General features: G+C 49.6%; 9 protein-coding genes. 8 read left to right on the forward strand and 1 reads right to left on the reverse strand.

The window, feature by feature from the left end; all coding sequences use genetic code 11:
* Positions 1-12: 12 nt before the first annotated feature.
* The 8 genes from VYM24_RS02940 (at position 13) to VYM24_RS02975 (ending at position 12,111) form a co-directional block, all read left to right on the forward strand.
* The gene (locus VYM24_RS02940) at positions 13-1,383 is read left to right on the forward strand and encodes a SpoIID/LytB domain-containing protein (protein WP_299091586.1); all 1,371 of its coding nucleotides are present in this window, start codon (positions 13-15) and stop codon (positions 1,381-1,383) included.
* Between the two features lie 24 nt (positions 1,384-1,407).
* A complete protein-coding gene (locus VYM24_RS02945; RefSeq protein WP_299091590.1) occupies positions 1,408-2,730 on the forward strand; it encodes an MFS transporter in 1,323 nt (440 codons plus the stop codon).
* Between the two features lie 58 nt (positions 2,731-2,788).
* Positions 2,789-4,021 (forward strand): exo-beta-N-acetylmuramidase NamZ family protein, encoded by a 1,233-nt coding sequence (locus VYM24_RS02950; protein ID WP_291551074.1) that lies wholly within the window; start codon positions 2,789-2,791, stop codon positions 4,019-4,021.
* A 182-nt stretch (positions 4,022-4,203) separates the two neighbouring features.
* Positions 4,204-7,278, forward strand: coding sequence for an FAD-binding and (Fe-S)-binding domain-containing protein (locus VYM24_RS02955; RefSeq protein WP_330941402.1), 3,075 nt, complete (start codon positions 4,204-4,206; stop codon positions 7,276-7,278).
* A gap of 18 nt (positions 7,279-7,296) precedes the next feature.
* A complete protein-coding gene (locus VYM24_RS02960) occupies positions 7,297-8,484 on the forward strand; it encodes an acyltransferase family protein (protein ID WP_291551072.1) in 1,188 nt (395 codons plus the stop codon).
* Positions 8,485-8,540: 56 nt separating this feature from the next.
* Positions 8,541-9,380, forward strand: a complete 840-nt coding sequence (locus VYM24_RS02965) for a BadF/BadG/BcrA/BcrD ATPase family protein (protein WP_299091603.1) — start codon at positions 8,541-8,543, stop codon at positions 9,378-9,380.
* Positions 9,381-9,433: 53 nt separating this feature from the next.
* Positions 9,434-10,255 (forward strand): N-acetylmuramic acid 6-phosphate etherase, encoded by an 822-nt coding sequence (gene murQ, locus VYM24_RS02970; RefSeq protein ID WP_291551068.1) that lies wholly within the window; start codon positions 9,434-9,436, stop codon positions 10,253-10,255.
* The gene (locus VYM24_RS02975) at positions 10,252-12,111 is read left to right on the forward strand and encodes a serine hydrolase (protein ID WP_330941403.1); all 1,860 of its coding nucleotides are present in this window, start codon (positions 10,252-10,254) and stop codon (positions 12,109-12,111) included. The genes murQ and VYM24_RS02975 overlap by 4 nt, the downstream gene beginning before the upstream one ends.
* A gap of 67 nt (positions 12,112-12,178) precedes the next feature.
* On the opposite strand, the gene bamJ is transcribed toward VYM24_RS02975, so the two are convergent.
* Positions 12,179-12,847, reverse strand: coding sequence for a BamJ family beta-barrel-assembly machinery protein (bamJ, locus tag VYM24_RS02980; RefSeq protein WP_330941404.1), 669 nt, complete (start codon positions 12,845-12,847; stop codon positions 12,179-12,181).
* Positions 12,848-12,851: the final 4 nt, after the last annotated feature.

A 12,851-nucleotide genomic window follows, 5' to 3' on the forward strand; every position in this document is an offset into this window, starting at 1 on the left:
TAATAAGATAATATGAAAGAGCCCAAAGTACACGTAGGCATATTGTTCGAACCGCAAATAGAGTTTATCCTGCTGAATCCGTACCACATCAACGGTATGGAAATCAGTGGTAAGCAGGTTGTGACCTACAACGAAGACAGGATACTGTGGAACGGACGCCTTTATGACGAGCTTCTATTTGAACCCGTAAACGAAGCCACCGACGCTTTCGAACTGCTCGACGTCACCATCGGCATCAACTTCCACTGGGAGCGTAAAGAAGACCAGCGCTTCCTGGGTTCCCTGAAGATTATTGTGGAGAACCAGAAGCTGACAGCTATCAATGTCATTCACGTAGAAGATTACCTGACCAGCGTAATCTCCAGTGAGATGAGCGCAACGGCTTCATTAGAGCTGTTGGAGGCACATGCCGTGATTTCACGAAGCTGGCTCCTTGCAATTGACAATTCACAATTCACAATTGACAATTCTATGCAGCATGACAGCGCAGCACCCAATAGCGCAGCCAATTGTCAATTGTCAACTGTCAATTGTCAATTGAAGTGGTACGACCGCGAAGACCACACCCGTTTCGACGTCTGTGCAGACGATCATTGCCAGCGTTATCAAGGCATTACCCGTGCCTCCACTGAAATTGTAAAGCAAGCCATCGCTGCCACCCGCGGACAAGTATTGACATCTGACGGTAAGATATGCGATGCCCGTTTCTCCAAATGCTGCGGCGGTGCATTCGAAGAATTCCAATATTGCTGGGAAGATACGCCCCATCCGTATCTCCGGAAACAACGCGACTGGAGAGGGGAAGCTGGTAGCTCGTCACTTATAGCTGATTCACCCCTTCCCGACCTGACGGATGAACAGGAAGCGGAAACATGGATTCGTACCTCTCCACCGGCCTTCTGTAACACCACAAATAAGAGAATCCTTTCGCAGGTGCTGAACAATTACGACCAGGAAACCACCGACTTCTATCGCTGGAAAGTAGTTTACACCCAGGAAGAGCTTTCCGCACTGATCCTGAAACGTTCGGGCATCGATTACGGGCAAATCATTGATCTTGTTCCTATCGCCCGTGGAACTTCAGGTCGCCTCTGGAAACTGAAAATCGTAGGAACCAAGAAGACGCTCACCATTGGTAAAGAGCTGGAAATACGTCACACGCTGTCCACTTCCCACCTGTACAGTTCCGCATTCGTAGTAGATAAGGAAGACATCTCTCCCGAAGGTATCCCCGCCCGTTTCATCCTCACCGGAGCGGGCTGGGGACACGGTGTAGGACTATGCCAGATCGGCGCCGCCGTTATGGGCGAGCAAGGCTATAAGTATGACGCGATACTGTTGCACTATTACATAGGCGCAAGTATCGAGAAGCTATATGACTAATCTAACAAAACAATAAACAATATCATGAACAGTACAAAAAGAATATCACCGTGGGCATGGGTACCTACCTTATACTTTGCACAAGGCATCCCCTACTTCATAGTCAACAACATCTCGGTACTAATGTTTGCCAAGATGGGTGTTCCCAATGGAGAGATGGCTTTGTTTACGAGTTTGCTGTATCTGCCCTGGACCATCAAGCCCTTCTGGAGCCCGTTCATCGACATCATCAAGACCAAACGATGGTGGATCATCTCCATGCAAATCCTGATGTCGATAGCATTCATTCTGTTGACACTGTCCATTCCGAAACCGGATGAAGCGACGATAGCTGCCGGAACAACTCCCATCAGCATGTTCACCATCACGCTGATTCTGTTTATCATTACAGCGTTCGCCTCGGCCACGCACGATATTGCCGCCGACGGCTTCTATATGCTGGCATTGAAGCAAAGCGACCAGGCAGCATTCGTCGGCATCCGAAGCACCTTCTACCGCCTTGCATCCATCTTCGGACAAGGAGTACTCGTAGCCATAGCCGGCGCCATCGAGCTGAGGTACAAAGACATTCCACTGTCATGGACCATCACAATGCTGGTAACAGCCGTCATGTTCAGTCTGGTGACTTTCTACCACCTCTTTACCATACCCAAGCCTACCTCCGACAAGTCTGTACTGACACCGGGAACAGCCAATGCAAAAGCCATATTCCAAGAGTTCGGACGCACGTTCGCCACTTACTTCACCAAACCCGGCGTATGGCTGGCCATCGCGTTCATGCTGCTTTATCGTCTTCCCGAAGCATTCCTCATCAAGATGTGCATGCCTTTCCTGGTAGCTTCTAAAGAGGCAGGAGGCCTGGAACTTTCCACGGCAGAAGTAGGTATTGTATATGGCACTATCGGAGTAATATTCCTCACCGTAGGCGGTATCCTGGGCGGATTATTCGCATCGCGCATCGGACTGAAGAAATCCATCTGGTGGATGGCGGCGTGCATGACACTTCCCTGTCTGACCTTCGTCTATCTCGCCATCGGCCAGCCCGATAACCTGTTTGCCATCTCAACGGCCATCGCCATCGAGCAGTTCGGCTACGGATTCGGATTCACGGCCTATATGCTTTATATGATGTACTTCTCCGAAGGAGAGTTCAAGACGTCGCACTACGCCATCTGTACCGCTTTCATGGCACTGAGCATGATGATTCCGGGCATGTTCGCAGGTTACCTTCAGGAAGCGGTCGGTTACGTCAATTTCTTCTGGATCGTAATACTCTGCTGTGCCGCCACTATTGTGGTCACGGTGTTTGCCGACAGGAAGATTGACCCAACATACGGGAAGAAGTGATATTAAAATATAAATTAGGCGTTAACTCCCATAACTCCTCCAACAACCAATAATGATTATGAAGAAGTATATTCTCCTCTGTGTCCTCTGCGTGCTCTGTGGTGCATCGCAGGCACAAAAGATTCGGATAAAGACAGGCATCGAAGTCCTGAAAGACCAGAACTTCAAGTGCCTGGAAGGTAAACGTGTAGGTCTGATTACCAACCCCACCGGAGTGGATAATCAGATGAAATCCACCATTGACATTCTGCACGAAGCACCGAATGTGAATCTGGTCGCCCTCTTCGGCCCGGAGCACGGGGTTCGCGGTGACGTGCATGCCGGCGACCACGTGACGGACATCCGCGATGCCAGCACCGGACTGCCCGTCCGTTCCCTTTACGGCAAAACCCGCAAGGCTACGCCGGAGATGCTGAAAGACATTGACGTATTGGTCTACGATATCCAGGACATCGGTTGCCGCTCATTCACCTATATCAGTACAATGGGGCTGGCTATGGAAGCAGCGGCCGAAAACGGTAAAGAATTTATCGTATTGGACCGCCCCAACCCGGTAGGCGGACTCAAGATAGAAGGCAATCTGGTAGAAGATGATTGCATTTCCTTTGTCAGTCAGTTCAAGATTCCGTACCTTTACGGGCTCACTTGCGGTGAGCTGGCACTGATGCTGAACGGAGAACGGATGATGGCGGCACCGTGCAACCTGCACGTTGTGAAGATGAAAGGCTGGAAACGCAAGATGGACTATGTACAGACGGGGTTACAATGGGTACCCTCTTCTCCGCATATTCCCCATCCGCACTCGGCTATATTCTATCCCGTAAGCGGCATTCTGGGTGAACTGGGATACATATCCATCGGAGTAGGCTATACGATACCGTTCCAGATGTTTGCCGCACAATGGGTAGAAGCAGAAAAACTGGCGGAACGTCTGAACGCATTGAACGTGCCGGGTGTTAAGTTCAGGCCGATGTATCTGAAACCCTTCTATTCCGTAGGTAAGGGCGAATTGCTGCAAGGCGTACAGGTACACATCATGGATGTGCAGAAAGCCCCGCTGAGCGACATCCAATTCCTGGTGATGCAGGAAATCGCAGCGCTCTATCCCGACCGTGCCGTATTTGAGCATGCCGACAAGGGACGTTTCCGCATGTTCGACATGGTAAGCGGCTCGGAAGAGATACGCAAGCGGTTCTCACAGCGCAACCGGTGGGAAGATGTGCGCGACTATTGGTATAAGGATGCTGACGACTTCCGCCGGTTGTCGAAGAAGTACTACCTGTACAAGTAGGGAATAGTAAACGCTTCTTACACCCGAAGAGGCCATAAAGACATGCGTATGTCATGAGTGGTGAGATACGCATCTCACCACAGGTGACATCGGGGCGACATCAGAGTAGCCCCACAGCACACCCTGACAGGGGTACAGGCAAAAGAGGAAAAGAATGATAGGAAAAGAAAGGCGAAAGCACTATGGTAAAAAGTATCTACACTTCGTTTTTGCGGGAAATAAGGGAACTTATTCCGCAAGATAGGATATACACCGACGAACTGCGCCGGTTGGCATGGGGAACAGATGCGGGTTTCTACCGTCTTATCCCACAAATCGTGATTCGTTCGGGCAGCGAAGAGGAAATCTCCAACCTGTTGAAACTTGCCGACCGTTACGGTCTGCCGGTGACGTTTCGTGCCGCAGGAACCAGTTTGTCCGGTCAAGCCATTAGCGACTCTATCCTGATAGTAGCCGGAAAGCACTGGGAGAAGTACTGCATTTCTCCCGATCATGAACAGATCACCTTGCAACCGGGCATCATCGGCCAGCGGGTCAACGAGATTCTCGCGCCCTACGGACGTAAGTTTGCTCCGGACCCGGCAAGCGTGAAATCGGCCATGGTAGGCGGCATCGTCATGAACAACGCCTCGGGCATGAATTGCGGCACACATGCCAATAGTGACAAGGTACTTCTCTCCGCCCGCATCGTATTGGCGGACGGTACCGTACTGGATACAGGGGACGACATTTCGCGCGCCGCCTTCGAAGTCACCCACCCTGATTTCCTTAACCGCATCCGCGAACTGCGCGACCGGATACGTGCCAACGAAGAACTCGCCGCACGCATCCGCTACAAATACTCCATCAAGAACGTAACCGGACTGAACCTCCTGCCATTCGTCCGCTTCGACGACCCGTTCGATATTATCGCCCATCTGATGGTAGGCTCGGAAGGCACGCTCGCGTTCCTTTCGCAAGTCACCATGCGCACCGAGTACGACTATCCGCACAAGGCAAGCGCCATGCTCTATTTTACCAGCATCAAGGATGCTTGCCGGGCAGTGGTGGCGATGAAGGAGCTTAATTCTTCATTTATTGTGAAGGGCGCCGAACTGCTGGACTACAAGAGCCTATCTTCGGTAGAAGACCCTATATATATAAGGTATAAGCAGGAAGTCTCCGATGCCTCCGGCCTCACCGCTGTGCTGACCGAGACCAAAGCCCGCACCCGCGAGGAACTGGAACAGAACATCTCAATAATTGAGGAATGTCTGAAACCTTTCAGCACCTACATCCCCGTGCACTTCACTGACCGGCCGGAAGAATATTCCAAGTATTGGGCTATCCGCTCAGGTATATTCCCATCCGTAGGCGGTACACGCCAACCCGGCACTACCTGCCTCATCGAGGATGTAGCTTTCCACATCAAAGACCTGCCCGAAGCCACTGCAGACCTGCAACAGCTCATCGCCCGCCACGGCTACGATGATGCCTGCATCTACGGTCATGCTCTGGAAGGCAACTACCACTTTATCCTAAACCAATCCTTCAGTAGCGACGCCGAAGTAAAGCGTTACGAGGACCTGATGAATGACGTAAAGACTCTGGTAGTCGATAAATACGACGGTTCGCTGAAAGCCGAACATGGCACCGGACGTAACATGGCCCCCTTCGTGAAATATGAATGGGGAGAGGCAGCTTTTGAAGCCATGAAGGCAGTCAAGCAGTTGTTCGACCCGAAAGGGCTGCTCAATCCGGGAGTTATCTTCAATGATGACCCGCAATGCCACATCAAAAACCTGAAACAGCTAACGCTGTTATCAATTGACAATTCACAATTGACAATTGACAGTTCTATGCAGCATGATAGCGTAACGCAACACAGCGCAGCCAATTGTCAACTGTCAACTGTCAATTGTCAATTAAACAAGTGCATCGAATGTGGTTTCTGCGAAGTGAACTGCCTGTCGTGCGGCTTTACCCTTTCTTCGCGCCAGCGCATTGTACTGCAACGGGAAATATCACGTCTGAAACAAAGCGGTACAGACCCGGAACGTCTGTCTCTACTCGAAAAACAATACCGCTACCCGGGTAATCAAACTTGCGCAGGAGACGGACTGTGCTCCATGTCTTGCCCGATGAATATCAATACAGGAGACCTGACCCATATCATCCGCCAGGAAGCACTGCCGAAAGGTAGCCTCGGATATAAAGCAGGAAATTTCGTAGCCAATCACTTCGCCGGGGTCAAGAGTAGCCTGCGCCCCGTTTTATCATTAGCCAACTTCGGACACTCCGTATTGGGAACCAAAGCCATGAGCAGCATTACGAAAGGAATGCACAATGTATTGGGCGTACCTTTGTGGACGCCTGCCATGCCACTTCCAATTGACAATTCACAACTGACAATTGACAATTCTATGCAGCATGATAGCGCAGAGTCCAACAGCACAGCCCAACATAGCGCAACCAATTGTCAATTGTCAACTGTCAATTGTCAATTGAAAGTAGTCTATTTCCCCAGCTGCATCAACCAAACCATGGGCCTCCCGAAGAAATCCCCTGTGGAGCAACCTTTGATAAACAAGATGATCTCCCTCCTTCAAAAAGGCGGCTACGAAGTCATCTTCCCCAAGGACATGGATAAGCTCTGCTGCGGCACCATCTGGGAAAGTAAAGGTATGCTCGACATTGCCGACCGCAAAGCCGCCGAACTCGAAGCCGCCCTTTGGGAAGCCAGCGAACAAGGCAAATACCCTGTCCTCTGCGATCAAAGCCCCTGCCTGCACCGCATGCGCGAAACCATTCAAAAGATGAAACTCTACGAACCCGCAGAATTCATCTACACTTTCCTGCGAGACAAACTGGTCTTCACGCAGACCGACCGCCCTGTAGCAGTACACATCACCTGCTCCATGCGCCGAATGGGGCTGGCAGATACAATTGTCTCCCTGGCAAAACTCTGTTCTACGCATGTCTTCGTACCCGAAGAAGTAGGCTGCTGTGGTTTTGCCGGCGACCGCGGATTCACCTATCCCGAACTGAACTCCTATGCCTTGCGCAAACTCCGTCCGCAGATAGAAGCATCCGGCATCACCATCGGCTACTCCAACAGTCGTACTTGCGAAATAGGACTGACTACCAACTCAGGTATCCCCTACGTCTCTATCGCCTATCTCGTAGACCAATGCACAAAAGGAATTGACAATGCCACGCAGCATGACAGCGCAGCCAATTGTCAATTATCAACTGTCAATTGTCAATTGAATAAATAACTTAACACACTTATTACAATGAACAGTCAGACTAAGACAAACAAGCGCATTCTTGCCCTCGACATCCTTCGCGGTGTCACCATTGCGGGCATGATTATGGTGAACAACCCCGGCACTTGGGGACATATATATGCCCCTCTGCGCCACGCCGAGTGGAATGGCCTCACCCCCACCGACCTCGTCTTCCCCTTCTTCATGTTCATCATGGGTATCTCTACCTATATCTCCCTGAAGAAGTACAATTTCGAGTTCAGCCATGCAGCCGCCCTAAAGATATTGAAGCGTACCATTATCATCTTCCTGATCGGACTTGCCATCGGCTGGTTCTCCAGATTCTGTTACTACTGGGCAGGCTCCCATGAAGGTCTCAGCTTCGGCGAACAACTCTGGGCATCCGTCTGGACTTTCGACCGCATCCGTATCCTGGGTGTCATGCAGCGTCTGGCCCTTTGCTACGGTGCTACCGCTATCATTGCGCTGACCATGAAACACCGTCATATCCCTTATCTCATTGCCACATTACTGGTAGGTTACTTCATCCTGCTGATGTGTGGCAACGGATTTGCTTACAACGAAACCAATATCCTCTCCATAGTGGACCGTGCCATCCTCACCCCCGCACACATGTACAAGGACAACGGCATTGATCCCGAAGGTCTTTTAAGCACCATCCCATCCATTGCCCATGTATTGCTGGGCTTCTGCGTGGGTCGCATGATGCTAGACAGCAATAAAGCCGAGAGCCGCGAAGCGTTACTAAACTCTCACCTGATCAAATTATTCCTGGTTGGTGCCATTCTTACTTTTGCAGGCTTCCTGCTGAGCTACGGTTGTCCTATCAACAAGAAAATCTGGTCTCCCACCTTCGTTCTCACCACTTGCGGACTGGCCTCCAGTTTCCTGGCACTGCTCATCTGGATCATCGACGTAAAAGGATACAAGAAATGGTGTACTTTCTTCGAGGCTTTCGGTGTCAACCCCCTGTTCATGTACGTTCTGGGTGGAGTACTAAGTATCCTGCTCGGCAGCATCAGCTTCCCTTGGGGTGATGGCAGCATCAGCATACACGGATTCTTATACAAGATCGTTCTTATGCCGATATTCGGTGAGACAAGCGGTTCACTGGCCTACGCACTGCTCTTTGTAGCCATCAACTGGTGCATCGGCTATCAATTGTATAAACGGAAGATATATATCAAGATATAGGAGATACCTCCTCTAACTCCTTAAAACAACAAGTAAATAATTAAACTTAAAACGATATGATATTAATAGCAGACAGTGGCTCTACAAAAACCGATTGGTGTGTTGTAGAGAAAGGTAAACTCATCCAGCAGATTTCTACGAAAGGTACCAACCCTTTCTTTCAGTCGGAAGAGGAGATCAGTAATGAAATTGCGACAGCGCTGCTGCCCCAGTTAACGACCCATGCCTTCGACGCTGTGTACTTTTATGGTGCCGGCTGTGGCTTCCCCGACAAAATTGCCATGGTACACCGTGCCATTATCCGACATCTTCAGGTTTCGGGCGACGAAGTGGAAGTAAATACGGACATGCTTGCCGCCGCTCGCGGACTTTGCAGACACGAACCGGGCATAGCCTGCATCATGGGCACAGGTTCCAACTCGTGTTACTACGACGGCAAACACATTGGTGCCAACGTCTCTCCCCTGGGTTTCATTCTTGGCGACGAAGGTAGCGGTGCTTGCCTGGGTAAGTTGCTGGTAGGTGATATTCTGAAAAACCAGATGACTCCGGAACTGAAAGAGAAGTTCCTCAAGCAGTTCAATCTGGAACCGGCAGACATCATCGACCGCGTATACCGTAAACCATTTCCGAACCGCTTCTTAGCAAGCCTGTCTCCATTCCTCGCTCAGAATCTGGACGAACCTTGCGTGCGTACGCTGGTGCTGAACAGTTTCAAGGCTTTCCTGAAAAGGAACGTCATGCAATACGATTATCAGCATAGCAAGGTACATTTCATCGGCTCCATAGCATTCCATTATAAGGAGGTACTTGCCGAGGCCGCACAGGAAATGGGCGTTCAAATAGGCACCATCCTCCAGAGCCCCATGGAAGGTCTGATTAGCTACCATAGCTAATCATCCCAGCCCCCATAAATCATAAATTATAAATCATAAATCTCATCATCATCATGGCATTCGTAAAGATATCAGAGCAACCTTCGCTCTACAACGACTTGGAAAAGAAATCTGTCCACGAAATATTGGAGGACATCAACACAGAAGACCGGAAAGTGGCATTGGCTGTTCAAAAAGCCATCCCACAGATTGAGAAACTGGTAACACAAATCGTTCCGCGCATGAAGCAAGGCGGACGCATCTTTTATATGGGAGCAGGCACCAGCGGTCGCCTAGGTGTGCTGGATGCATCAGAAATTCCTCCAACATTCGGTATGCCTCCTACGCTCGTCATCGGACTGATAGCAGGCGGTGATACAGCTTTGCGTAATCCGGTGGAAAATGCGGAGGACGATATGCGTCGCGGTTGGGAAGAATTAGTTGAACGTAATATTACGGATAAAGATACCGTCATCGGCATTGCCGCTTCCGGCACGACTCCCTATGTTATCGGTGCCATGCAGCAAGCACGCGAGCACGGCATTCTTACAGGCTGCATCACCAGCAACCCCGACTCTCCGATGGCAGCCGAAGCAGATGTTCCCATCGAAATGATTGTAGGACCGGAGTATGTAACAGGAAGCTCACGCATGAAATCGGGTACGGGACAGAAAATGATACTGAACATGATTACCACTTCTGTCATGATACAACTGGGCCGCGTGAAAGGTAATAAGATGGTGAACATGCAACTGAGTAACCAGAAATTGGTAGACCGCGGCACCCGCATGATCGTAGAAGAACTGGGATTGGACTATGGAAAGGCAAAGGCACTGTTGCTAATGCATGGTTCAGTGAAAAAGGCAGTAGATGCTTACAGGGGGGTAACATTATGAAACTCCTCCCTTCCTTTTTCTTCTTTGTGTTGCTTGCCTTGCAAGCCAATGCACAATCCTTGCAACGCGTTGCCCCCGAACAAGTCGGCATGGATTCCCGTCATTTGTTGTACGCTGACGAAGCGATAGAAACCGCCATCGCCAATAAAGACATTCCCGGTGCCGTACTTGCTGTAGTACGCAACGGGAAGATGGCCTACCTCAAAGCATACGGCAACAAGCGCGTGTACCCTAACACCGAGCCTATGACCGTAAACACAATTTTCGATATGGCTTCATGCAGTAAACCCATGTCCACTGCCATCTGTACCCATATCCTGGCAGAACGTGGCAAGCTCCGCCTCCTGGATCCCGTCAGCCTCTACATACCTGATTTTAAGCCCTGGGTGAGCGAAGACGGAAAAGATAAGAAAATCATCCGCATCGCCGACCTGTTGACACACACTTCCGGTCTCCCCCCTTATGCCCCAACCAGTGAATTGGAAAAACAATATGGTTCCCCCAGCCCCGACGGAATGATAGAGTACATAGCCAACTGCCGCCGCGACTTCAAGCCGCAGACCGACTTCCAATACAGTTGCCTTAACTACATCACCCTGCAACGCATCATCGAAACCGTCAGCAGACAATCCTTACGTGACTTCGCCCGCGAAAATCTATTTGATGTATTAGGTATGGCCCATACCGACTATCTCCCCTGCAAGCACGACAAGGATGGGAAATGGATCAATACAGCAGATGCCCATTGGGCAACCTCTACCGAAGGTGACTGGCACAGCCTCATCGCTCCTACCGAGAAGCAATCTGACGGGAGCGTCCTCTGCGGACAAGTACACGATCCACTCGCCCGTGTAATGAATGGCGGTATTTCCGGCAATGCCGGCGTATTCTCTTGTGCCGAAGACATAGCTATCCTCTGCGCCGCCCTGCAAAACGGCGGAGAATGGAACGGACGCCGCATCCTCAGCCCATTGGGAGTTAAAGCTATGCGTACCGTCCCTCGTGCCACCGCAACATTAGGACGCACTTTAGGATGGGATAATTTCACCGCCTACGCTTCCAATAACGGAGATTATTTTGGTCCGAATACCTACGGACACACCGGATACACCGGTACTTCCATCATCATAGATCCGGACAACGATACTTCGGTCATCCTGCTCGTCAACGCCGTGCATCCCGAAGACGGTCACAGCATGGTTCGTCTGCGCTCTCTGATAGCCAATGTTGTTGCTGCTTCTATCTATCCCACCCCACGTATTTATACGGATCATTATTATAAGCGCTTCCTCCAATTCATGGATGAACCTGCCATTACCTCCAAAGACATCGTCATGGTGGGCAACAGCCTTACAGAAGGTGGCGGCAACTGGAACACCCGCCTCAACAAGAAAAATATCCGTAACCGTGGTATCATCGGTGACGAAGTTATGGGTATTTACGACCGCCTGCACCAGATACTTCCGGGACACCCAGAGAAACTATTCCTCCTTGCCGGTGTCAACGATATCTCACACGACCTCACTGCGGACAGCATTGTCAGTATGATACGCATGACCGTTGAGCGTATTCAGCATGAATCGCCTGATACGAAACTCTACCTGCAAAGTCTCCTGCCTTTCGATGAGAGTTTCGGACACTACAAAAAACTAACCGGGAAAACCGACATGGTTCCCGAAATCAATACACAACTGGAAGTCTTAGCTAAAGATCACAAAATTACATTCATCAATCTCTTCCCGTTATTTACAGAGAAAGGTACGAATGTGCTTCGCAAAGAATTGACCAGTGACGGCTTACACCTGAATGAAGAAGGATATAAAATTTGGGTGAAAGCGTTAAAAAAGAAGATGTAGACTCCTCTATAAACACAAGAGGCTGCCCATAAATGAGCAGCCTCTCTATCTATTTTATAAAGAGCCTCTACTTTACTGCCTCTAACAGCATATCAAATGTCAAAGTTGAATAACCAAGAATTGAGCCATATCCGCTTTCTCCATATCCACATTGATAAGGGATATACAACATCCAGCGTTCTTTCGTATGCATATATTGCAATACTGTAGTCCATCCAGAAACGACACCTGTCACACTAAAAGAAGATGGAGAATCGAAGTCCGTAGGTACCTTGGCGCCCTCGCCTTCAGAAAGCAGTCCCCCCCGGTCTATTGCGCTGTAACCAACAAAATTACCATCAAATCTATCCCCTAGTATTATTGTACCATAATAGTATGTCGTAACTGACTCCGTATAAAGCGGACGCTCCCCATCGGGATTATCTGGCGATATTTTCTTACAATAAATATACAAAGAATTCTCTGTTGTACTCTTGTAGTTATCCTTAATAGCAAATAATTCACCTACAGGAATCTTGCTAAGCTTAACAGAGTCACCGTTATCACCTTCATATTTCGCCCCTTCTATAATTCTATCAGTCCGACCACCTATGATCAGATTCAATGAATCAATATAAGCTTCATTCCGTTCTCGCCAGTTATCATACTTACCTACTTCCTCTACTTCTTCACAAGAAGTAAATACACCTGCCAAGAGTAACAGGAAAGGTAGAAATATTAAGAGTCTTTTATTCATTCTA

The sequence above is a fragment of the Bacteroides sp. MSB163 genome, assembly GCF_036416795.1.
Taxonomy (GTDB): Bacteria; Bacteroidota; Bacteroidia; order Bacteroidales; family Bacteroidaceae; genus Bacteroides; species Bacteroides maternus.